The sequence below is a fragment of the uncultured Kushneria sp. genome (genome assembly GCF_947497025.1).
GTDB lineage: Bacteria > Pseudomonadota > Gammaproteobacteria > Pseudomonadales > Halomonadaceae > Kushneria.
Genome location: NZ_CANMFC010000001.1, coordinates 664,494 through 685,963, shown reverse-complemented (window position 1 = coordinate 685,963; position 21,470 = coordinate 664,494). Strand labels below are relative to the sequence as shown.

Below are 21,470 nucleotides of genomic sequence, written 5' to 3'. Positions count from 1 at the left end.
GGGGACAGTCTTTCAAGGGAAATAGCGTTATGACGGACAGCACAACATAACCGGAAGGGTCGGCATGATCAGATCAGTATGGAGAGGATACTTCGAAGAGAGGGTGGCGACCCTCGACAGCCACATCCCGGCACACGCATCCATCACTACCGTTGCTCCCTTCCGGGCCTGGCGGGGTTCGCGATATCGCGTTGCGAGAGGACCATCGAGGGTCACCATCACCGGAGATCAGGGCATGATATGTGCCGGCCGCTGGCCAGCCCCCAATCAACCGAGCGCGCATCTTAGCAGCACGACTCCCGGAATCGCAAGCGATGCCGACAAACGATCACAACAGTCTTGATGCGCCGGCCGTCCAGGGTAGACTGCCCCTCTTTTGCGTACGGTCGCTGCGGAGCCTTCATGGCACTACTGCTCATCGAGGATGACGTGCTGCTGGCACAGATTCTTGAAACCCTGCTGCGTGATCATGATGACCGGCTGGAGATCATGACACGCGGCGATCATGCCTGTGATTATCTTGCCACGCCTCGCCAACTCGACCTGGTGATTCTGGATCTCAATCTGCCACATCGCAGCGGCCTTGAAGTACTTACCACGCTGCGTCGGCACGACCATCAGACACCCGTGCTGATTCTAACCGCCCGCGCCTCAATCGAGGACCGCGTGGCCGGTCTTGATCTGGGCGCCGATGACTACCTGACCAAGCCCTTCTCGCTCGACGAATTCGAAGCCCGAGTACGTGCGCTCTTGCGCCGCGCGCGACCAGTCGCCAATGACACCCTCACTCTGGGCCAGTTGATGCTGCATGTCCCGACCCAGCGACTCGAGCTCAATCAGACGCCGCTGTCGCTTCCGGGCCGCGAACAGCGTCTGCTGGCCTGTTTGCTGCGTCATGGCGAACAGGTCATCAGCCGTGCCGATCTCATGCGTGAGGCCTTTGGCGGCGATGCCCCACCGGGGGACAACGCGCTCGAGGTCTATGTGCACCGTCTGCGCCGACGCCTTGAAGGCAGTGATGTGCGCATTCGTACTGTCCGCGGCCTGGGTTATCGTCTGGAGTTGAACTAGGCCGTGGCACCTGCCGCCAGTCTTCATCGGCGCCTGCTGGGCGGGCTCACCGTGCTGTTGCTGCTGACCTGTGTGCTGCTGCTGCTGCAGTCTTGGTACAGCGCGCAGCGCAGCGCCGATCGTGTCCATGATCGCCTGCTGGCATCCGCCGCCCAGGTCATGAGCGATCAGGTCGGCTGGCGCGACGGTAGACTCTGGTTTGATGTGCCGGCCTCGGCACTGAACATGCTGGCGCCAAACGGTGATGAACGCGTCTTTTATACGCTGGTCGATCACAGGGGGCAGACGGTCAGCGGCAACGCCGATCTTGAAAATCTGGTCACGCCACTGCCAGCCACCGGCACCTTCCAGGCCGATTCGGCTCATCTGAATGGTCTGTCATTGCGTATTGGCGCATTGGGGGCGCGTCTGACCGCCTGGCAACACCGCGAACCCTATACACTGCTCGTGGGCCACACACTGGAGGCACGACGCGCGATGACGATAGCGCTCTTTCGCGACAGCAGCCTGCGACTGGCCGGTATCGTGGTGCTGGCGCTGACAGGGCTTTTGATGACCCTGCGTCTGGCCCTGCGACCACTGGAACATCTGCGCACGCGCTTAAAGGCCCGCTCGGCGCATGACCTCTCCCCCATCAATGCCCGCGTGCCACGCGAGCTAGAAGAACTGCTTGCAGCTCTCAACGCGCTGCTGGCCCGCCAGCAACAGGTGCGCACTCATGAACAGCGCTTTATCGGTGACGCCTCCCATCAACTGCGGACGCCACTGGCCGGAATTGCCGCCAGCGCAGAACTGGCACTTAGAAGCCATGACCCGCATTGCTGGCAGCAGGCCCTGCAGGAAGTACAGGGCGGCACTCGCCGCGCGACTCGCCTGGCCGAACAGCTGCTGTCATTGACGCGTCTTGACGCTCCACAAGTGCCGGTAAATCGACAACCGATAGCGCTCAAGACGCTGGCTCGCGACACGCTGCTTCGCCTGCTACCGGCTGCCGACCGCGCCGGCATCGATCTCGGACTTGCCGAGCCCTGTCCGGCGCTGGCCGTAGAGGGCGATGGCTGGCAGCTCGAAGAAGCGCTGAGCAACCTGATCGATAACGCCCTGCGCTACGCCCGCACCCAAGTGACCGTTGGCATCGATGCCCACACCAGAGTGCTTTATGTCGCAGACGATGGCCCAGGCATTAGCGCCGCCGAGCAGGCGGACGTGTTGCGTCCGTTTCATCGCTGTCAGGAGCAGGGGCCCGGTAGCGGTCTTGGGCTGGCGATTGTCGATGGCGTGGCCCGAGCCCATGGTGGGCACGTGGTCATGGACCACACGGACAGCGGTGATTTCAGGATCGGTCTATGGCTACCCGATTGATGCTGATGCCAGCTTCCTTCAAGGCCCTGTGCCGCACGGTGTTGATCATGCTGCTGATCCTTGCAACCGCAGCCTCTGGTGCTGAAGGCACCGGAACAACCTCACCGGGCCATCTGCACTTTGAGGGACATGGCGTTGAGCGTCTCAATATTCAGGGGGTGGTGGAAGTCGACGTTCTGCGCCCCGTACTTGAAGCCTTTCATCAGCGCTACCCGGGCATCACGCTGGACTATCGCGACGCCTCACGTGGCGAGCCCCACCCCTTCACCACCATACCCTCCGATGTCGATCTATTGATGTCCTCGGCCATGGCACAGCAGTACCGTCTGGCCAACGCGGGTCTGGCACAGCCACTGGGCGAGGGAGTGATCAACCCGGCCTGGCCGCAGGACGCCCGCTGGCGTGATGAGCTTATTGGCCTGACCCAGGAACCCCTGGTCATGGTCTACCGTCGGGAGCTGGCCGATCGCGCCCAGCCGCCAACGGATCATGCCAGTCTGCTGGCCCTTTTAAACCATCACCGTGATGCGCTGACCGGTCGCGTCGTGACCTATGACCCCGCCCGAAGCCCGACTGGTTTCATGGCCGTAGCCCAGGATGTCGCGCGCTCTACGGAGGCATGGACACTTTTCGAGGCCATGGGTCAGGCCGACACACAACTGGTGGACTCTACCGCTGCGATGCTTCAGGGGCTGATCGAGGGACGCTATCTGATCGGCTACAACCTGATCGGCTCCTACGCGCGACGCGCGGTTCAACATCATCCCGAACTGGTGATGCAGGCCCCCGATGATTATGCGCTGGCCCTGCAGAGGCTGGCGCTGATTCCCGGGACTGCCCAGCACCCGAACACGGCCAGACGCTTTCTGGCCTTTATCACCTCAAACGAGGGGCAGGCCGTCATGACATCCCGGACACCGCTGGGCAGCCCGCTGGCCGTTCATGACGCTACTGGAGGCGAAACATCACTGGAGCCCATTCGACTGACACCGGGATTGCTGGCGCTGATCGACCCGCTCAAGCGGCAGGCTCTGCTCCACCGTTGGCAGACGATTTTTAAAAGTGACCGGCACTTCGTCTCGTACACCGTTGAAGGCGAGGTAGAATAGCCCTATAGAAGATCCCGAATGCCTGGCATCGGGCCCCTTTTTTGCACCGCAGGACATGAACATGAGCAGGATGGTACGTGTCGATCAGCTTCTGGTCGCCCAGGCACTGGTACGTTCACGCACACGTGCCCAGCGCCTGATTCGTCACGGCCGGGTACAGCTGATCCAGCAGGGGCAGCCACGCACCCTGACCCGCCCAGGCGAAAAGCTGCCCGAAGAGAGTGAGTTTCATGTCATTGAGGACCCGGAGGAGCGCTACGTCTCACGAGCCGGGCTCAAGCTCGAAGCACTGCTGGCCGCCACCAAAATGACGCCCAAGGGGCTGACGCTGCTGGATGTAGGTCAGTCGACCGGCGGGTTCACCGATTGTCTGCTCCAGCATGGGGCGGCACGAGTGATCGGCATCGAAGTCGGCCATGACCAGCTCGATGCGCTGCTGCGCGACGATCACCGGGTGCACTGTCTGGAAGGCATCAATGCGCGCCACCTGCCGGACGAGCAGATCATGATGCTGACCCCTGACGGGCTGGCCGGTGCCGTGATGGATGTGTCGTTCATTTCCCAGACGCTGATTCTGCCGGAGCTTTCGCGTCTGTTACCGGCCGGCGCGCATCTGCTCAGTCTGGTCAAGCCACAGTTTGAGCTCTCCCCCGAGCAGATCGGCAGCGGCGGCATCGTGCGCGATGCACGGCACTACGCGCAGGTGGAAACCCGTCTGCGACAGTGCTGTAAGCAGACCGGATTCACTTTGCACTACTGGGGTGACAGCCCGATCACCGGCACAGACGGCAACCGGGAGTTCGTGATGCATGCCACCCGCGATCTCGGCTGACCGGAATCAGGTCAGCTCGCCGGGCGAGACATCGCCCGGATCACCGTCATGGGCGCTTCTGGAATGAGGGCTCGGGCGTCCATCCCGCGTCGCCCGCTGCTGAACCAGACGCTTTTCGCCCTTTTCGTTGTGCAGCCAGACGTCCATCTGCTGAAAGGCCACACGTAGACCGCTGGTCTTGAATTCGGCATCGACCCGGCGATTGATCTCATCGGTGACCACCAGACGATCGACCAGTTCGTTGACGAACACCCTCAGCTCGAAATTGAAGGCGCTCTGGCTGTAGGCCATGCAAAACACCTGCGGCTCGGGATCGGCAAGCACCTTGGGGTGCTCATCGGCAATGCGTCGAAGAATGCGATGGGCCAGATCGAGATCGGTGCCGTGCGCCACCCCAAAGGTCAACACCACGCGCGTGATGTTGTCGGTCAATGACCAGTTGATCAGCTGATCCGTCACGAACGTCTTGTTAGGGATGATGATCTCCTTGCGATCAAAATCCGTCACCGTGGTGGCTCGGATACGAATCCGGCTGACCGTGCCGTGCAAATTACCCAGCGTAATGGTGTCGCCGATACGAATCGGTCGCTCGAACAATATGATCAGACCTGAAATGAAATTGGCAAAGATCTCCTGCAGACCAAAACCCAGCCCGACCGACAGGGCGGCCACCAGCCACTGCAGCTTGTCCCAGGTCACGCCCAGCGTGCCCAGCGCTGCCACGATACCGCTGCCGACAATGGTGTAGGACAAAAGCGAGGTAACCGCGTAGGCACTGCCCTGCTTGAGATTGAGCCGGGACAGCACCATGACCTCCAGAAGCCCCGGCAGGTTGCGTGCCATGACCACCATCAGTCCGACAATGATCAATGCCGTCATCACATCGGCCAGCGTCACCACGTTGACGTCGCCACCAGCGGCATCGCTTTCGCTGATCTGACCGATGCTGACGTTATCCAGATACGACAGCACGCCCAGAAGGTCAGCCCAGACCAGATACAGCACGCTGATAAAGATCAGAAACAGGATCAATTTGGACAGACGCAGTGACTGCTGATTGACCTGTTCCATATCCAGCGGCGGTTCCTCGACAAGCTCAACACCGCTTTCGGCGGCACTGTCACGCCCCTGTGCGCGGCGACGGGCCACCGCACGTCGGTACGCCAGCCGCCGGGCCGCTACGGCCAGTCCCCTGACCACGCTGGCCTCAACCAGAAGCCACAATGCCAGAATATAAAGCGTCAGAATAAAGCGGCTACACAGCCGCAGCGCCGTGTATTCATAGCCAAACAGAATCATGCCGATCAGTGCCAGCGGCACCATGGAAAGCGTAACGCCCAATAGCAGACGGAAAAGACGTACCCCCATCCAGGGCACATGCGCCAGAATCAGGCGCAGCATGAAAACGCTCATGCCGACCAGCCCCGCCAGCATGATCAAAAGCGCCAGCGGCTGCTCGGCCAGTCGGCTATCGGCCTGTTCGGCAATACTGGCCACCACGACCACCGGGCTCACGCTGCACCCCAGCCAGAAGATATTGCGACGCAACTGTTCGACATAGGAAGAAGGCCAGTGAAAATGGCGTATCGCCACCCCGTCGGGCACCAGCAGACGTCGAATCAACCCGAACACCTGTACGGCAAGCGCCAGCTGCAAAAGCGCTCGTCCCAGCGAGACGGCAAACCCTTCGCCGCCCAGCCACAGGGCTATCCCGGCAGTCAGGAGGGTCAGCGGCAGTGTCGAGGACAGGACCAGATTGAGCAGGATGGCACGGGGGGTATGCAGCTGAGTATCCCGCTTGAGACGACCGATCTGGTCATGCAGCTCCAGCAGATAGGCCTTGATGCGACGACGAAAAAAGGCCACCAGTCCGGCCACGATCAAAAGCGGTACGGCCAACAGGGCTCGCGGGGAAGGGATGGCCCAGAGCGACCCCAGCGTCTGAAACCATTGTCCACCCAGCAGCTGCTGCCCGAGGCGCTCCGGAAGCTCCCTGAGCCATGACAGGCCCAGCGGCTGTCCGTTGGCAACCCAGAACAGCTGCTCTTCAATGGTGTCACGCACCGAGCGGCTGATGTCGACCAGCTGTTGCTGGTTAAGCTGAACATCGATGGCCCGGCTCAGTAGACTGCCGTACTCGCGATCCAGCTGATCCAGCAGGTCACGCCGCATCTCGAGCGTTTGTAGCAGTACCTGACGTGCCTGAGGCGTCAAGGGTTCATCGCTTTCCACTTGGGTATCAATGTAGCTTTCAGGGTTGGCCAGCGCCTGGCGCAACTGGCCGATATCAAACTGACGCAGGCGAAGGTCGCCAATCTCTTCCTGAAGGCTGTTCTGATTCTGAACATCGGGTAGCGATCCACGCTGCTGACGCAGCACGCGCGACAGCAAAAGGCTGCCTCGAAGCGCCTCGATCTGCTCGTTGAGCGTGCGCTCGACCTGGCGCACCTGCTCAAGCCGGGCACGGGTATTGATCCCGGCACGAATCATCGTGTTGGCGCGATCGGTCGTGCGCAAAAGCTCCTGGGCCAGCGCCTGATTTTCGGCACGCGCTTCATCTACGACCGGATTGCTGATCCGATCGTTGTCCCCGATGTGAGCGGCCTCGGCGATGGCCTGTTCGGAGGCGTCCCGTCGCTTCTGGTTAATCGCTTCCTGCAGCACCAGCAGCGTGTTCTGATTGATATCAATCTGGCGCGCCAGAAGCTCTCGATGCACCTGATTGACGTCGCGCAGTACCGTACTGTTGGCCAGCTGACGCTGACCCAGCTCGATTCGGGCATCCAGCAGAGCCATGCGCACGTCGACCAGCTGTCGTTGTTCGCTGCTGGGCGCATTGCCGTCGCCGGATTCCAGTGAATCGCTGAGCTGCTGTTGCTCACGACGTGCATCGCTGATGGTGGCCTGCACCCGCTCAGGCAGGGTCTGTGCGCTGATCAGGGCACGAGAGACTTCGCTGAGCTGCTCCTGCTGACGCTTGAGGTCCTCAAGAGTGGTGCCCAACCGCTGCTCCAGCTGTTCGACAGAACTCCTGCCCAGTGCCTCACTGTCCAGCGCTCGATCACTTTCCAGCCCCTGTAGCTGACTTTGATACTGACGCCGCTGTCGGCCGGCCTGATTGACTCTCTCTTCGAGCGAGGCCTGTTCCTGCTGCGTTTTATCAAGTGCCTCAAGCGCCTCGCGGGTCTTTTTCAGCGTTTCGAGCGTCCGCTGTTCGACCGCGCTTTTGGGGTCATTGCCCTCAAGCGTCTGTATTTGTTCGTCGATGGACTGACGAGTCGGCATCTCCTGATCGCTGGCCAGTGCCCACAGAGGCATCAACCACAACATCAGTATCATTACCAACAACATGACCCGGCATGCTGACCCCCTGACAGGTTTTCCCACGCTGACCCTACCTCACATGAACGAACATCTCTGGATTAGAACTTCCTGCGCAGACATAATATCGATCTACCAGGTAATAACTAAAACGTCGCCCGGGATTGCCGATAATGACAGTCATCCCGATAGCGCCTGCCCCACCCCTGGGCATGTCGAATTCAGGGCGCCATGATAAGCTCATCGTGACGTCTGTCATCTCTGGAATGGATCTTTATGACTCATCGTATTCAACGTCTGGTAGTGAAGTCCCTTCTACTGGGTCTCATGACAGGCAGCACGCTGGCCGGTGCCGCGGAAAACGATACCGATACCCTCGCCATGCAACGGGATCGTGGCAGGGAAGCACTTGAGCGGCAGGCGACGCTTAACCCGGTAGCCATTACCGTATACAAGCGCAATTATCTAATGCCCTATACCTATAATGCACGTCCCAATGGCGAGGCCTTCAGAGAAATCAGTGAAGACAGCGATATTGATCGCGGCGAGGTAAAGTTTCAGTTCAGCGTCAAGGTCGGGCTGATTGATGACGTGTTTGGCGACAATGGTGATCTGTACTTTGCCTATACCCAGCGCTCCTGGTGGCAGGCCTACAACAGTGACGCTTCTTCGCCATTTCGCGAGACCAATTATGAGCCGGAACTGTTCATGAGTTTCGATAACAGTACCGTTCTCGGGGGCTGGACCAACACGGCCAATCGCGTGGGCCTGGTGCATCAGTCCAATGGTCGCTCCGATCCGCTGTCACGCAGCTGGAATCGCATTTATCTCGACAGTATTTGGCAAAAGGGCAACTGGACTGTCTCAGTGGCGCCCTTCTGGCGTATCCCTGAATCCGAAAAGGACGATGACAACCCGGATATCGAAAATTACGTGGGCTATGCCGATATCACGACAAGCTATCTTTTCAGCAACCAGCACGAGATTACCTGGCTTGCACGTGGCAATCCGGGCAAGGGCAATTTCGGCAATCAGATTGATTATTCCTTCCCGCTGCACGGCAAGATCCGCGGTTTTGTACAGTACTACGAGGGCTACGGGGAAAGCCTGATCGATTATGATCACTACACTCGCCGTATCGGCCTCGGCTTTTCGCTGAACACGTCATTTCTGGGGATTCCGAATACCATTTAGGTCTCTTGCGGAACGCATGATCTCTTTACATTGATGCCTTCGGCCATGCTGCTATGATGAGTATGCAATTTTATTGTCAACGGAGGGACATAGCATGGCCATGAAGCCGATTAGAGGTAATGAAAACGACACTCAGGATCAGCTGCGCGAGGATTTGCGTCAGTTATCCAGCACGATCGAGGAGTTGATGCATGCCACTGCTGATGACTCTCGTGAAAACGTGGCTCGCCTTCGTGAACGTGCACAAGCCAGGCTGACAGAAACCCGTCAGCGCCTGTCGACCAGTGGCGAACGCGTTCGACATCAGGCACAGGACAGCATGGAATGTGCCGACCAGTACGTACGCAGCAATCCATGGAAGAGTGTCGGCTACGGTGCGGCCCTTGGTGTTGTCGTAGGTCTGATTCTCGGTCGCAGCTAATGTCTTCCGGTAGCGGCCCGGCCGAACGCGTTATTCTGGCCGCGCGACGTCTTCTAAGAAACCTTCTGGATACCGGCGAGACACGTTTGCGTCTTGCTGTTATCGAGCTTCAGGAAGAACGCGCAAGACTTTTTTCTCTGCTGTTGCTCTCGGGCATTGCGCTAATGCTTTTTGCCTTTGGCATCGGCATGCTGATGCTTTTGATCATCGTGGCCTTTTGGCAGGATCACCGTCTGCTGGCCATTGGCATTGCTGCCGGCGTACTGATCGTCTCGGGGCTTCTGGTGGCGCTGCGTGTGCGTTCCATTTCGCGCGAGCCAAGCCTTTTGCGCTCAACGCTTGCCCGCTTTAGTGAAGACAAGGAATTGCTGGATCAAACGCGCATCGACCACACCCGTGTGGGAGAACGCCATGAAGAAAGATGAACTGGCTGCCCGGCGCCATCGCTTCGAACAGCGCATCATGCAGGAGCGTCTCCAGATTACGAGTGCGGTTCGTGACTGGAATGAGGCCACTGCCCCGATTGACCATGGGTGGCAGCAGGTTTCTCGCTACAAGGGGCCAATCCTGTTGGGCTCTGGACTTCTGGTAACCATGCTGTCACGCAACAAGGGCCGAGTCGGCAGGCTGTTCAAGCGCTCCATCGTTGTCTACACGATGGCGCGCCGTGCCAAAAAAATGATTGGGCGCTAGTCATGGCCATGAAGTCGCAGCCGTTTTTCCCTGCGCACAGGCACTAAAGCGCCTGCGCGCAGGCATACCCCGAAGCCCATGCCCACTGAAAGTTGAACCCGCCCAGCTGGCCCGTCACATCAAGGGCTTCTCCGATAAAATGCAGCCCGGGTTTGCCATGAACGGCGAAACTCTTTGATGAAATGGCACGGGTGTCGATGCCGCCAATGGTCACCTCGGCCGTGCGCCACCCTTCCGTTCCTGCCGGCTTGATCGTGAAGTCCGTGATCTGTCGGGCAAGCGTTTCAAGCTTCTGATTGCTGTAGTCTGCCATGACGCCGGAAAGTCCCAGCCACTCTTCCAGCGCCTGCGCCAGTCTCCTGGGCAGATGCTCACTCAACCAGCCGCCAGGCGTTTTTCTGGGCGCGTCCTGACGTACGCCTTTAAGCGTGGCAGAAAGATCATCCACGTCCGGCAGCCAGTTGATGTAAAGCTCGTGACCGCCCTGCCAGTGACTCGACGCCTGCAAAATGGCCGGGCCTGAAAGTCCACGATGGGTCAGGAGCGTCGCGTCCCGATAGCTCCCCTCACCGCATCGTACGATGGTTGGGGCAGACACACCCGACAGCGCCGCCATGCGCTCTTTCCATGGCATATCAAGCGTCAGTGGCACCAGCGCCGGACGAGGCTTGATGACCTCAAGGCCGTATTGACGGGCGATGTCGTAGGCAAAACCGGTCGCACCAAGCGTTGGAATCGAGAGCCCACCGGTCGCGATAACCAGCTTGTCCGCCAGTACCTGCCCGGTTGAGGTCGATAGCACAACGCCCTCGCCCTGGACATCCACGTGCTCGATCGACGTCGACAGCCTGAGCTCTACACCGGCCCACTGGCATTCGGTCAACAGCATATCCACGATCGGCTGACTGGAATCGGCACAAAAAAGCTGTCCCGGTGCCTTTTCGACCGGTTCAATACCATGGCGTTCGACCATCTCTACAAAGTCGTTTGGCGTATAGCGCCTGAGGGCAGAAATGGTGAAGTGCGGATTACGCGAGAAAAAATGACCGGGGGCCGTTGCCATATTGGTAAAGTTGCATCGCCCGCCACCCGACATCAGGATTTTCTTGCCGGGGCGTTTAACGTGATCCAGCAGCAGAACGCGTCTGCCGCGATAGCCGGCCTGTAAAGCGCACATCATGCCTGCGGCACCGGCACCAATGATCACGACATCCCAGTGATTCATTCGCTTTTCGTATCTCCATCAGTTGCCATATGGGCCTTTCCGAAAAAGAGAAAGGGCCGCAAAAGCGGCCCCTGCTCATCGAATACGTTGAAAACTCATTCGGTGGGCGACATGGGTGTTTCCACATGACCGCCAAACTGCTGACGCATGGCAGACAGCAGTTTTTCGCCGTAGGTATTATCGCTGCGCGAACGAAAGCGCGTAAAGAGCGCACTGGTCAACACGTTGGCGGGCACGGCCTCTTCAATGGCCGCCTCGATCGTCCAGCGTCCTTCACCGGAATCGTTGACCTGGCCGCTATACTGCTCGAGATCATGATCTTCGGACAGGGCGATCGAAGTGAGATCCAGAAGCCAGGAGGAGATCACACTGCCGCGACGCCAGAGCTCGGCAATGTCTGCCAGATCAAGCTCATAGCGTTCGCCTTCGGGCAGCGTCTCAAGGTTACGATTCTTGAGAATGTCAAAACCTTCGGCATAGGCCTGCATCATGCCGTACTCAATGCCGTTGTGAACCATCTTGACGAAGTGACCGGCACCGACAGGACCGCAGTGGAGATAGCCCTGTTCGGCGCGGCCATCAAAACGCTCATCTTCACGACCGGGCGTCTTTTCAATATCGCCGGAGCCGGGCGCAAGCGTATCGAAAATGGGGTCCAGACGCTCGACAATGTCCTTCTCGCCACCAATCATCAGGCAATAGCCACGTTCACGACCCCATACGCCGCCGGATACGCCGACATCAACGTAATGCAGGCCCTTTTCACCAAGCTCGCGAGCGCGACGGACATCGTCCTTGAAAAAGGCATTGCCACCTTCGATCAACGTATCGCCCGGCTCAAGCAGTTCCGACAGCTTGCTGATGGTGGATTCAGTAATCTCGCCTGCCGGCAGCATCAGCCAGATATTGCGCGGTGCGGGGAGCCTTTCCACTAAAGCCTTCAGGGAATCTGCGCTGTCGGCGCCATCCTTTTGAAGGGCTTCTCTTGTCTCATTACTGGTATCGAACACGGCGCATTCGTGACCGGCGTCCATCAGGCGGCGCGTAATATTGCCGCCCATTCTGCCAAGACCAACAATTCCTAGTTTCACTATCGCGCTCCTGTCTCGTTGCCAGTCAGGCCGCCAAGCCCGACAACATCAATATCGTGATCACGAGTTTAACAAAGGAGTCTGTTTTCTGCCTCTTGCCACAGGCTTATATCAGCCAAACCCTGATAGCTAAAAACTATATTTTTAATCCTTCGTTATGCCGATGTGCTCAGGCTTTTACATCAGCCTTAAGGCGGACTCATGGGCGCTCAATATGGCACAGAGCAAACATTTATATAGCGCAGTCTATCCATTACTGTGAACCCCCAAGCTTACGTGTAATGACCTAAAAAATCATTAAGTAACATTTTGCTGACATGCCTGTCATTACAAGCCCAACAGGGAGTATTATTCCATGCACCGGGAAAAATTTGTTGCTCTGGACTGGCTGCGTTTCGCACTGGCGATATACCTGGTGCTTTTCCATACCCTTAAGGAGTATGGCGATATCAAGGCAGTACAGTGGATATACAGCAGCATGAGTCTGGGCTTTTACTCCACAAGTACCTTTTTTATCCTGTCCGGTTTTTTGCTGGCACATGTCTATATCGGCAGGGATCAGGGGCGCCATCTTGATTACAAGCGTTTCTGGATCAAGCGCTTTGCCTCACTTTACCCCATACATATCCTTGCCCTGATCATTGTGCTGCCGCTGGTGGTCATCAATGCAGGCGGCATTGCCCAGATCACGGTCACTCCCAATACCAACGACTGGGCGGAAGGCGGCAGCATGGCGTCCCATGTGCTGGGTATGGGCGGCTTTATGAGCAACCTTTTGCTGCATGTCAGTCTGTTGCATGCCTGGAACCCCTTTTACACCACCTTCAACTTTGCGACCTGGTCCCTGTCGGCCCTGTTCTTCTTTTATCTGGTGTTTCCCTTTATTGGCCCTGCGCTGGCACGCATTCATCGCCCCCTGCTGGCCCTTGCTGCCATTGGTCTGATCTACGCCCTGCCGGCGCTATACATGTTTTTGACAGGCACCAATGACAACGTCATTGCGCACGGTCTTATGCACCGTAACCCTCTTTTCCGCCTGCCGGAGTTTCTTGCCGGCGTCGTTTTGCATCAGATTTATTTGCGCCACAAACTGCTGATGGCGACGCTTTTCAGCGCGCGCGGCACAATGGCCTGTCTCGCCTTTATCCTGGGATGTTTTGCATTCAGCGCCTGGATTCATGCTGAAGTTCGGGGCAGCTGGTATTACCTGCTGCATAACGGGCTGCTGCTGCCTTCCCAACTGCTGCTGGTGTTGATGTGCGCCTGGTTTCAACCCGACAGCAATACGGCGCAGGCAAGACTGGCAGCACGTCTGGGCGTGGCCTCGCTGTCCATTTTTGCCCTGCATACGCCGCTTAACATGGTCTCTTCGAAAATCGAAAAACTGATGCAGGGCACCATCGAGATGTTCACCACCCAGGCGCCCATTTCCGTATCGTCACTGATCCAGCTGGCAGGAGAGCAAACGCGGGAACTCTGGATGTACCCGTTTTTTCTGGCAGGGGTTGTGGCGGTATGCCTGCTGTTTCAGGAGCAGCTGGTGAACCGAATGCGCATGGCCATTCAGGAAAGGCTCTTGAACAGGCAAAAGCGCGCCCGTTCCGATATGTTTCACGGGCATGCCTGAGGCATGCACGTCACAAGAAACTGCAACATGCCGGGCACGCGGAAAGCAAGGATCGCGAACTAAACTTTTGTTACCAAAAAACACATTTTGTGTAGCAATAGAGCAACGTTGCGGGTGAACAACCACGACGACATTTTCAGGCCGGTCACGCACCCTCGCAACCGGCCTTTTTTTATGCCCGCAGGAAATCGAAAGGGCCTCGCCTCAAGACCTGGACAAACCGGCACGAAAACAGGCACATCCCTGTGCAGAAGGTATTCCGTGACCGTCCAGGCATCCTGCCCATTTGCAGTATCCAGTATTTGCTTTAGCTATATTTGATACACGTCAAGATGACACAAAGCGTTACTATCCAGGGCATTTTCAGAACACACCCTGCTGACCATTTCTATCGCTCTTGAGCTGCCAGACATGGTGATGCCCCTGCCCGGGTCATAACGCGTCTCGCCTGTTGAAACGACTTCAATGATACGCTTGAGGGCTTGATTAATGACGGGTGCGTGGCTCGATGCCCGCAACCCGGGCATGTATAGCCAATGCCCAGGCCAATCCATATTCACGACCAGGGAGCGCGCCATGTTTCGTGCCATTGTGATTCAAAGGACAGAAGATCAATCCACCAGCGCAACGGTGACCGAGCTCGCCTCCGAGGCACTTCCCGAAGGTGACGTGCAGGTGCGTGTTGACTGGAGCACGCTCAACTACAAGGATGCACTGGCCATCACGGGCAAGGGGATGGTCGTCCGTCAATTCCCGATGGTGCCGGGCATTGACCTTGCCGGCGTCGTCGAACACAGCGACAGCGCTGACTGGTCTCCCGGTGATCATGTGCTGATCAATGGATGGGGCATTGGCGAAAAGCACTGGGGCGGGCTGGCGCAAAAGGCACGCGTACAATCCTCCTGGCTGACGCGTCTTCCCGACAATCTGGCATCAAGACAGGCCATGTCAATCGGCACCGCGGGGTATACCGCCATGCTGAGTCTCATGGCACTAGAGCGTCACGGTCTGACACCTGACCAGGGTGACGTGCTCGTCACCGGTGCCAGCGGCGGCGTGGGCACCTTCTCCGTCATGCTGCTGGCGCAGCGAGGCTATCGCGTGATTGCTGCCACCGGCCGCACCGAAGAGCAGGACTATCTCAAGGCATTGGGCGCATCAAGGATTATTCATCGCGACGAACTCTCCGCACCGGGCAAGCCGCTGGGAAAATCGCGCTGGGCAGGCGTGATCGACTCGGTCGGCAGCCATACGCTGGCCAACGCCTGTGCCCATACCCATGAAGACGGACTGGTCGCGGCCTGCGGCCTGGCTCAGGGAATGGATTTTCCGGCCACCGTGGCGCCGTTCATCCTGAGAGGCGTCACGCTTTTGGGCATCAACAGCGTCACGAGGCCACAAGCCGAACGTGACATTACCTGGTCGCGACTTGCCAGCGACCTCGATACCGACATGCTGGAAACGGCCATCAGGGAGATCAGCCTTTCAAAGACCATCGACGCCGCTGAAGATCTTCTGTCCGGCAGAATTCGCGGGCGGCTGGTGGTCGACGTCAATCGCTAGAGCGCGAGAAACGAAGTAGACATCAACTCATACAAGGGCGCTCAGCGAATTACCAAGCGCCCTTGAGCCCTGCCCCTATTGCTTGATCAGCTTTCCCCAGTCTTCGTCGGTCTCTTCCACAACGATATTGATCATGCAGCGATGAAGATCCGATTGCTCATCACTCACCTGATATTCAAACAGGCGGCTTTTTACCCGACCGGCAAAGCTCTTTTCCTCTACGCCGACATGGTTGATGCGCACGTAATCGCCCACGGCCGGCAGGGTCGGCGGCTTGGCGGTCTGTTCATCAGTAATCTGAACGGCGTCGCCAGTATCTATCGGCTGCTCGGCACCCATGGGAAGGTACTGGTAATTGAAAAAATAGCGCATGGTCTCTCCTGAGTTGTTTGCTGTTTCAAGGATGGACCGGAAACGCGCTGCCGGACAGGTCGATTTTCTGCATCATCGATATCGAGTGACTGCCTACCAAAAACGAAAAGGGAAACCAGACTTTGGCCTGATTCCCCTTTGATGTTTTGAAGCGATGGTATCGAAAGCCTGCTGACCCGGGCGCCCTGCCCTTCAGCATGACCCAGACAATGCTTGTTGCCTCATGCCATTTTTTAGACACGAAAAAGCCGGCTACAAGAGCCGGCTGATTCTGAATGCGTGGCGGAGAGGGAGGGATTCGAACCCTCGAAGCCTTGCGGCTTACACACTTTCCAGGCGTGCTCCTTCGACCACTCGGACACCTCTCCGCATTGTCGTCCGCGCAGACTTGTCTGCGAGAACGGCGCATATCCTGACATGACGGCCCGATAATTGCAAGTCTCAGCCGTCAATACGCTCGACAAAATCGCGAGGGTCGAGCGGTTTTGGTACCCGGTCTCCCATGGCGCAATGCCCCAGATAGAGAAAGCCCACGAGCTCATCCTCGCGCTCAAGCCCCATTGCCTTGTGCACAATGTGATGGTGCGCGAAACCGCCGGTACGCCACATGGCGCCAAGCCCCTGGGCATGCGCTGCGTAAAGCATGGCGTGGGCTGCACAGCCGGCCGAGATGACCTGCTCGATACGCGGCACCTTGTGATCCGGCCTTACCGCCGCGATGACAGCAATCACCACGGGGGCACGCAGGGGCTTGCCACACGCCTTCTCAAGCGTTTTATCACTGACCTCCGGATTATCGGCCTGCTCGGCGCGCGCAAACAGCGCCCCGAGGGTCTCTCGCCCGGCGCCGGTGTACTCGATAAAGCGCCAGGGCCGCAGCTCACCGTGATCAGGTGCGCGCAGGGCGGCGCGATAGATCAGCTCCATCTGCTCGTCCGTGGGGGCCGGTCCTTCCAGCTTGCCGTGCGACTCACGATCCAGCAGTAGTGCCATGGCGTCCATAATGCTCTCCTGCCCTACTGGCGCATCAGGCGCAGTGTCTTGAGGGGTGTCTCACCCGGCAGCGCTCGCCATGGGCTGATGTCCAGCCCGCCCCGGCGCACATAACGTGCCATGACCAGCAGCTGATCCGGCTCGGCCTCACGCAGAATATCCATGAACATGCGCTCGACGCAGTGCTCGTGAAACTCCTGATGCTCGCGAAAGGAGATGATATAGGCCAGCAGCGCATGATGATCGAGCGCCGGGCCGCGATAGCGAATCAGCACGCTGCCCCAGTCGGGCTGCCCCGTGACCGGGCAATTGGACTTCAAGAGGTGCGAGTGCACGGTCTCTTCAACGATTTCATTGTCGGTGATGATCAGCTCGGGGTCGGGCTGATAGGTATCCACCTCGACCTCGAGATCATCCAGACAGAGACCAGGCAAGCGCCCGGGAGCCAGCGCCATGTCATCCACGCCAAACAGCGTGACTTCCACCTCGGCATCCACCACGCGTGACAGATCCTGCCTGAGCACCCGGCGCACCTCAACGGAGGAGGCAAACCGGGTCTGATTGAAGCTGTTGAGATAGAGCTTCCAGGACTTGGACTCGATCAGATACGTCGAGCTGGCAGGCACGCGAAAGCGCGCAATGGCCACGACCGGCTTGCCGGTCGGCGTCAGCCAGGAAAGTTCAAAGGCCTGCCATTCATCCTCGCCCTCAAAGGGGAGATCATCCTCGTCAAGATCCAGCGACGCCCGGTTGACACTGCGCGCGATGGGAAAAAGCAGTGACGGGTCGTACTCGGTGATGTAGGCACTGGTCTGTCCCAGTGGTGCATCCTTCAGGTCGTCGCTCATGATCAGCTACGCAGCCCCTTGCCACGGCGCAGCAGCCACATGGCCGCGGAGAAGAAAATCACGATAAACACCGCAATGGCTCCGACAGCTGCGCCAACATTGATATCGGAAACGCCAAGGATACCGTATCGGAAAGTATTGACCATATACAGAATCGGATTGATCAGGGAAACGTTCTGCCAGAACTCCGGTAGCGTGTGAATCGAATAGAACACGCCGCCCAGATAGGTCAGGGGAGTCAGCACAAAAATGGGCACAATCGAGATGTCATCGAACTTCTTGCCCAGCAGGGCATTGATAAAGCCACCGATTGAAAAGAGCAGCGCGGTCATGATCACGACCAGTGTGGTCAGAATCGGGTGCTGGATGTCCAGGTCGGTAAAAAAGAGCGACACGGCGGTTACGATAATGCCCACCGCCAGCCCGCGCGCCGAGCCACCGATGACAAAGCCCGACAGCACCAGCCAGTTGGGCATGGGCGAGATAATCATCTCCTCCACGCTGCGCTGAAACTTGCTGCCAAAAAACGAGGACGCCACATTGGAGTAGCTGTTGGTGATGACCGACATCATGATCAGGCCGGGCACGATATAGTCCATGTAATCCACGCCATCCATCTTCCCGATACGCGAACCGATCAGATTGCCGAAGATAATGAAATACATCGTCATCGTGATGGAAGGCGGCAGCAGCGTCTGCGGCCAGATGCGCATGAAGCGGCGAATTTCGCTGCGCACGATGGTCCAGAGCGCCACCATCATCTGTCGAGTGTTCATCAGCGAATGCCCCCCTGCGGCCCTTCTGTCTTGTTGCTGCCTTCCACCATGCGCACAAAAAGCTCCTCGAGCCGGTTGGCTCGATTGCGCATCGAGACCACCTCGATATTTTGCTCACTCAGGCGTGCAAAGGCGTCATTGATACGCTGACCCTTGTCGATCGACAAGGTCAGCTGAGCATCATCAAGTCTTTCCACATCAAACCCTTCAATAACAGGACACTGCGCTACCGGGGAGGCCAGGTCCAGCACGAAGGTCTCGCGACTGAGCTGGCCCAGCAGCTCGCGCATGCTGGTGTTATGCACAATTTCGCCATGATTGATGATGGCGATATTGCGGCACAGGCTTTCTGCCTCTTCCAGATAGTGTGTGGTGAGGATGATGGTGGTGCCTTCCTGCTCGTTGATGCGCTTCATGTATTCCCACATGCTGCGGCGCAGTTCGATATCCACGCCGGCCGTGGGCTCATCAAGAATCAGAAGCCTTGGGCGGTGAATCAGGGCACGCGCAATCATCAGGCGTCGCTTCATGCCGCCGGAAAGCATGCGTGCCGCGTCATGACGCTTGTCCCAGAGCCCGAGGTCTTCCAGCAACTGGCGGGCACGGTCTTCGGCCTGGCGACGGGGAATGCCGTAATAGCCAGCCTGGGTCAGTATGATGTCTTCAACCTTTTCAAACTGGTTGAAGTTGAACTCCTGGGGCACGACGCCCAGATGGTAGCGAGCACGGGCAAAGTCGCGATCAACATCAATGCCGTAAATCGACACCTCGCCGGCTGTCTTGCGGACCAGCGAGCTGACCACACCCAGCGTGGTGGACTTGCCGGCCCCGTTGGGACCCAGCAGTGCAAAGAAATCGCCCTGCGGCACTTCCAGGTCGATCCCCTTGAGGGCGTGAAAACGGTTGTCGTAAACCTTGGTCAGGCCTCTTATGGAGAGGGCAGCGTGCACGTTTGAAACTCCATGGTCAGTCGGGGTATCACCAGCGGACAATCGCCTCTTCACATAGGGAGACCGCGCGCCAGGAAAGAACGGGGAAAAGGACGATGACCAGCGAAGCATCTGTTAGAAGATGCGGAAAATGAGTGCGGCGGAAACGAGTCCGCATGCTGGCGTCAAAAGGATAGCTGAACCCATGATTTCAAGCACTATTCAGTCATAAAAAAGAATTCCGGACGCCCCGCCATTCGTACGCTCAGGGCATCTCCATGGCTCTTTGGGCAGCCGCCTGCCCCTCGGTCATCGACCCGCTATCCACGTTCTGCTTCCAGCATTGTCTATGCTTTGCGCGCCACATCGATCGGCGCGTGTCACGCCGCACTGGAGAAAGGAGGCAGATAACGTGCTGATGGCAACAGGCGCAGTATTGGCGGGGCTGATCGTTCTCGCCTGGAGTGCAGACCGCTTTGTGGATGGCGCTGCCGCCAGTGCTCGACACCTAGGGTTATCGCCCCTTTCGGTGGGCATCCTGGTGATCGGCTTTGGCACCTCGGCACCGGAGCTGATGGTCTCGGCGTTCTCGGCGGCCGCGGGCACGCCAAGGCTGGCCCTGGGTAACGCCTACGGCTCGAATATTGCCAATATTGCGCTTGTGGTCGGTACAGTGGCCCTTGTCAGCCCACTGGTGATGCGCCCGCAGATCGTCAGGCGCGAGCTGCCGCTGCTGTGTCTGGCCACACTGGTTTCTCTCTGGTCCCTGTGGGACGGCCGAATCTCCCGCCCGGAGGCTTTACTGCTGCTGGGACTGCTGATCGTCTCGCTGGCGTGGAGCCTATTGCGCTCGAAACAGGCTCCCGAGGCTGATGAAGCGGCCCATCAGATGTCGCTCCGACGCGGGCTGCTCTGGACGCTCGCTGGCCTGGTGGTGCTGCTGGCAAGCTCTCGACTACTGGTCTGGGGCGCCGCACACATCGCCAGTGCCTTTGGCGTCAGCGATCTGGTGATTGGCCTTACAGTTGTCGCTGTCGGCACTTCCCTGCCGGAACTGGCGTCATCATTCAGTGCAATACGCAAGGGACAGCACGATATGGTGCTGGGCAATATGGTGGGTTCAAACTTTTTCAACACCCTGGCCGTGGTCGGTCTCGCCGGTGTCATTCATCCCATTGCCGTGGAACCCGATGCGTTAATACGCGACTGGCCGACCATGGCGGCGTTAACACTACTTCTGTGGTTGTTCGGCCTTGGATCAAAACGCCGGGGTCGTATCAACCGACTGGAGGGTGGTGTGCTGCTGCTGATCTATATCGCCTATACCGTCTGGCTGATATCAAGCGTCGTCATGAGCCAGGGTTAAACAGGAGGCTGTCACATCACGCCCGTGGTATGCAGGGCGCAGGATTCAGAGAGAAAGTGGCGTCCCATAGGGGGTTCGAACCCCTGTTACCGCCGTGAAAGGGCGGTGTCCTGGACCACTAGACGAATGGGACGTATCAATACGAGCAGAAAAACCGATCGGGTTTGCCTGTCAGGCAACGATTCGGAGGATCCGTTCTGGATATCGAAATTGGAGCGGGAAAGGAGATCGACCGGGCTGGCGTTCCAGCTCACGACCCATGCTGCCTGACTTGCGCTACCAAAAGTTGGAGCGGGAAAGGAGATTCGAACTCCCGACCCTCGCCTTGGCAAGGCGATGCTCTACCACTGAGCTATTCCCGCACCGGTCATCAATGAAGCGAGTGGCGTCCCATAGGGGGTTCGAACCCCTGTTACCGCCGTGAAAGGGCGGTGTCCTGGACCACTAGACGAATGGGACGCATTGGAGCGGGAAAGGAGATTCGAACTCCCGACCCTCGCCTTGGCAAGGCGATGCTCTACCACTGAGCTATTCCCGCACCGGTCATCAATGAAGCGAGTGGCGTCCCATAGGGGGTTCGAACCCCTGTTACCGCCGTGAAAGGGCGGTGTCCTGGACCACTAGACGAATGGGACGTATCCAGTTCGCCTCACCGAGTGGCGCGCATATTACCCACG

Annotated in this window: 19 protein-coding genes, 6 tRNA genes and 1 other RNA gene; 11 read left to right on the top strand and 15 right to left on the bottom strand. The window is 58.3% G+C overall.

Annotated elements, in window-relative coordinates:
* Positions 1 to 111 precede the first annotated feature (111 nt).
* Positions 112 to 208, bottom strand: an RNA gene (gene ffs / locus Q0931_RS03175) — signal recognition particle sRNA small type.
* A 194-nt stretch (positions 209 to 402) separates the two neighbouring features.
* Between ffs and Q0931_RS03170 the strand changes: the two genes are divergently transcribed.
* From Q0931_RS03170 to Q0931_RS03155, 4 genes are all read left to right on the top strand, one after another.
* Positions 403 to 1,071: a response regulator transcription factor gene (locus Q0931_RS03170; protein WP_299257167.1), complete on the top strand. Its 669-nt coding sequence runs from the start codon at positions 403 to 405 to the stop codon at positions 1,069 to 1,071.
* A 3-nt stretch (positions 1,072 to 1,074) separates the two neighbouring features.
* Positions 1,075 to 2,433 (top strand): sensor histidine kinase, encoded by a 1,359-nt coding sequence (locus Q0931_RS03165; RefSeq protein WP_299257165.1) that lies wholly within the window; start codon positions 1,075 to 1,077, stop codon positions 2,431 to 2,433.
* Positions 2,418 to 3,542 carry an ABC transporter substrate-binding protein gene (locus tag Q0931_RS03160; RefSeq protein WP_299257163.1) on the top strand — a complete coding sequence of 375 codons (1,125 nt, stop codon included), beginning with the start codon at positions 2,418 to 2,420 and terminating at the stop codon, positions 3,540 to 3,542. The genes Q0931_RS03165 and Q0931_RS03160 overlap by 16 nt, the downstream gene beginning before the upstream one ends.
* 70 nt (positions 3,543 to 3,612) lie before the next feature.
* Positions 3,613 to 4,374 carry a TlyA family RNA methyltransferase gene (locus Q0931_RS03155; RefSeq protein ID WP_299257256.1) on the top strand — a complete coding sequence of 254 codons (762 nt, stop codon included), beginning with the start codon at positions 3,613 to 3,615 and terminating at the stop codon, positions 4,372 to 4,374.
* Between the two features lie 6 nt (positions 4,375 to 4,380).
* Here Q0931_RS03155 and mscK read toward each other — a convergent pair whose 3' ends face one another.
* Positions 4,381 to 7,725: a mechanosensitive channel MscK gene (gene mscK / locus Q0931_RS03150; protein ID WP_299257161.1), complete on the bottom strand. Its 3,345-nt coding sequence runs from the start codon at positions 7,723 to 7,725 to the stop codon at positions 4,381 to 4,383.
* Between the two features lie 246 nt (positions 7,726 to 7,971).
* Here mscK and Q0931_RS03145 point away from each other — a divergent pair, with 246 nt between their 5' ends.
* The 4 genes from Q0931_RS03145 to Q0931_RS03130 all read left to right on the top strand — a co-directional run bounded on the left by Q0931_RS03145 (position 7,972) and on the right by Q0931_RS03130 (position 10,003).
* Positions 7,972 to 8,889, top strand: coding sequence for a phospholipase A (locus Q0931_RS03145; RefSeq protein ID WP_299257159.1), 918 nt, complete (start codon positions 7,972 to 7,974; stop codon positions 8,887 to 8,889).
* A gap of 100 nt (positions 8,890 to 8,989) precedes the next feature.
* Entirely contained in the window at positions 8,990 to 9,310 is a 321-nt protein-coding gene (locus Q0931_RS03140) for a DUF883 family protein (RefSeq protein WP_299257157.1), read from the top strand.
* Entirely contained in the window at positions 9,310 to 9,735 is a 426-nt protein-coding gene (locus Q0931_RS03135; RefSeq protein WP_299257155.1) for a phage holin family protein, read from the top strand. Before Q0931_RS03140 ends, Q0931_RS03135 begins: the two co-directional genes overlap by 1 nt.
* Complete coding sequence (locus Q0931_RS03130) at positions 9,722 to 10,003, top strand: YqjK-like family protein (protein WP_299257153.1); 282 nt, start codon at positions 9,722 to 9,724, stop codon at positions 10,001 to 10,003. The genes Q0931_RS03135 and Q0931_RS03130 overlap by 14 nt, the downstream gene beginning before the upstream one ends.
* A gap of 43 nt (positions 10,004 to 10,046) precedes the next feature.
* On the opposite strand, the gene Q0931_RS03125 is transcribed toward Q0931_RS03130, so the two are convergent.
* Together Q0931_RS03125 and gnd are read right to left on the bottom strand one after the other, a co-directional pair.
* Complete coding sequence (locus Q0931_RS03125; protein ID WP_299257152.1) at positions 10,047 to 11,228, bottom strand: NAD(P)/FAD-dependent oxidoreductase; 1,182 nt, start codon at positions 11,226 to 11,228, stop codon at positions 10,047 to 10,049.
* A 95-nt stretch (positions 11,229 to 11,323) separates the two neighbouring features.
* Positions 11,324 to 12,319 carry a phosphogluconate dehydrogenase (NAD(+)-dependent, decarboxylating) gene (gnd, locus tag Q0931_RS03120; protein ID WP_299257150.1) on the bottom strand — a complete coding sequence of 332 codons (996 nt, stop codon included), beginning with the start codon at positions 12,317 to 12,319 and terminating at the stop codon, positions 11,324 to 11,326.
* A gap of 355 nt (positions 12,320 to 12,674) precedes the next feature.
* Between gnd and Q0931_RS03115 the strand changes: the two genes are divergently transcribed.
* Together Q0931_RS03115 and Q0931_RS03110 are read left to right on the top strand one after the other, a co-directional pair.
* On the top strand, positions 12,675 to 13,946 hold the full coding sequence (locus Q0931_RS03115) for an acyltransferase (RefSeq protein ID WP_299257148.1): 1,272 nt from the start codon (positions 12,675 to 12,677) through the stop codon (positions 13,944 to 13,946).
* A 576-nt stretch (positions 13,947 to 14,522) separates the two neighbouring features.
* The gene (locus Q0931_RS03110; RefSeq protein WP_299257146.1) at positions 14,523 to 15,509 is read left to right on the top strand and encodes an MDR family oxidoreductase; all 987 of its coding nucleotides are present in this window, start codon (positions 14,523 to 14,525) and stop codon (positions 15,507 to 15,509) included.
* Between the two features lie 75 nt (positions 15,510 to 15,584).
* Here the strand turns inward: Q0931_RS03110 and Q0931_RS03105 are convergent, their stop codons facing one another.
* From Q0931_RS03105 to Q0931_RS03080, 6 genes are all read right to left on the bottom strand, one after another.
* On the bottom strand, positions 15,585 to 15,881 hold the full coding sequence (locus Q0931_RS03105; protein ID WP_299257144.1) for a hypothetical protein: 297 nt from the start codon (positions 15,879 to 15,881) through the stop codon (positions 15,585 to 15,587).
* Positions 15,882 to 16,161: 280 nt separating this feature from the next.
* Positions 16,162 to 16,249, bottom strand: a tRNA-Ser gene (locus tag Q0931_RS03100).
* Between the two features lie 73 nt (positions 16,250 to 16,322).
* A complete protein-coding gene (locus tag Q0931_RS03095) occupies positions 16,323 to 16,883 on the bottom strand; it encodes a nitroreductase family protein (protein ID WP_299257142.1) in 561 nt (186 codons plus the stop codon).
* A gap of 14 nt (positions 16,884 to 16,897) precedes the next feature.
* On the bottom strand, positions 16,898 to 17,722 hold the full coding sequence (queF, locus tag Q0931_RS03090) for an NADPH-dependent 7-cyano-7-deazaguanine reductase QueF (protein ID WP_299257140.1): 825 nt from the start codon (positions 17,720 to 17,722) through the stop codon (positions 16,898 to 16,900).
* 2 nt (positions 17,723 to 17,724) lie between these two features.
* The gene (locus Q0931_RS03085) at positions 17,725 to 18,498 is read right to left on the bottom strand and encodes an ABC transporter permease (RefSeq protein ID WP_299257138.1); all 774 of its coding nucleotides are present in this window, start codon (positions 18,496 to 18,498) and stop codon (positions 17,725 to 17,727) included.
* The gene (locus Q0931_RS03080; protein WP_299257136.1) at positions 18,498 to 19,448 is read right to left on the bottom strand and encodes an ABC transporter ATP-binding protein; all 951 of its coding nucleotides are present in this window, start codon (positions 19,446 to 19,448) and stop codon (positions 18,498 to 18,500) included. The genes Q0931_RS03085 and Q0931_RS03080 overlap by 1 nt, the downstream gene beginning before the upstream one ends.
* 397 nt (positions 19,449 to 19,845) lie before the next feature.
* Between Q0931_RS03080 and Q0931_RS03075 the strand changes: the two genes are divergently transcribed.
* Complete coding sequence (locus Q0931_RS03075) at positions 19,846 to 20,793, top strand: calcium/sodium antiporter (RefSeq protein WP_299257255.1); 948 nt, start codon at positions 19,846 to 19,848, stop codon at positions 20,791 to 20,793.
* 57 nt (positions 20,794 to 20,850) lie between these two features.
* On the opposite strand, the gene Q0931_RS03070 is transcribed toward Q0931_RS03075, so the two are convergent.
* From Q0931_RS03070 to Q0931_RS03050, 5 genes are all read right to left on the bottom strand, one after another.
* Positions 20,851 to 20,926 (bottom strand) — tRNA-Glu (locus Q0931_RS03070).
* 154 nt (positions 20,927 to 21,080) lie between these two features.
* Positions 21,081 to 21,155: transfer RNA gene (locus tag Q0931_RS03065), tRNA-Gly, on the bottom strand.
* A 21-nt stretch (positions 21,156 to 21,176) separates the two neighbouring features.
* Positions 21,177 to 21,252 (bottom strand) — tRNA-Glu (locus Q0931_RS03060).
* 4 nt (positions 21,253 to 21,256) lie between these two features.
* Positions 21,257 to 21,331 (bottom strand) — tRNA-Gly (locus Q0931_RS03055).
* 21 nt (positions 21,332 to 21,352) lie between these two features.
* Positions 21,353 to 21,428 (bottom strand) — tRNA-Glu (locus Q0931_RS03050).
* Positions 21,429 to 21,470 lie beyond the last annotated feature (42 nt).

Coding starts and splice junctions, on each gene's coding strand:
- Q0931_RS03170 (WP_299257167.1), top strand. CDS start 403: ATGGCACTACTGCTCATCGAGGATGACGTGCTGCTGGCACAGATTCTT.
- Q0931_RS03160 (WP_299257163.1), top strand. CDS start 2,418: ATGGCTACCCGATTGATGCTGATGCCAGCTTCCTTCAAGGCCCTGTGC.
- Q0931_RS03155 (WP_299257256.1), top strand. CDS start 3,613: ATGGTACGTGTCGATCAGCTTCTGGTCGCCCAGGCACTGGTACGTTCA.
- mscK (WP_299257161.1), bottom strand. CDS start 7,725: ATGTTGTTGGTAATGATACTGATGTTGTGGTTGATGCCTCTGTGGGCA.
- Q0931_RS03145 (WP_299257159.1), top strand. CDS start 7,972: ATGACTCATCGTATTCAACGTCTGGTAGTGAAGTCCCTTCTACTGGGT.
- Q0931_RS03140 (WP_299257157.1), top strand. CDS start 8,990: ATGAAGCCGATTAGAGGTAATGAAAACGACACTCAGGATCAGCTGCGC.
- Q0931_RS03135 (WP_299257155.1), top strand. CDS start 9,310: ATGTCTTCCGGTAGCGGCCCGGCCGAACGCGTTATTCTGGCCGCGCGA.
- Q0931_RS03130 (WP_299257153.1), top strand. CDS start 9,722: ATGAAGAAAGATGAACTGGCTGCCCGGCGCCATCGCTTCGAACAGCGC.
- Q0931_RS03125 (WP_299257152.1), bottom strand. CDS start 11,228: ATGAATCACTGGGATGTCGTGATCATTGGTGCCGGTGCCGCAGGCATG.
- Q0931_RS03115 (WP_299257148.1), top strand. CDS start 12,675: ATGCACCGGGAAAAATTTGTTGCTCTGGACTGGCTGCGTTTCGCACTG.
- Q0931_RS03110 (WP_299257146.1), top strand. CDS start 14,523: ATGTTTCGTGCCATTGTGATTCAAAGGACAGAAGATCAATCCACCAGC.
- Q0931_RS03105 (WP_299257144.1), bottom strand. CDS start 15,881: ATGCGCTATTTTTTCAATTACCAGTACCTTCCCATGGGTGCCGAGCAG.
- Q0931_RS03095 (WP_299257142.1), bottom strand. CDS start 16,883: ATGGACGCCATGGCACTACTGCTGGATCGTGAGTCGCACGGCAAGCTG.
- queF (WP_299257140.1), bottom strand. CDS start 17,722: ATGAGCGACGACCTGAAGGATGCACCACTGGGACAGACCAGTGCCTAC.
- Q0931_RS03085 (WP_299257138.1), bottom strand. CDS start 18,498: ATGAACACTCGACAGATGATGGTGGCGCTCTGGACCATCGTGCGCAGC.
- Q0931_RS03075 (WP_299257255.1), top strand. CDS start 19,846: ATGGCAACAGGCGCAGTATTGGCGGGGCTGATCGTTCTCGCCTGGAGT.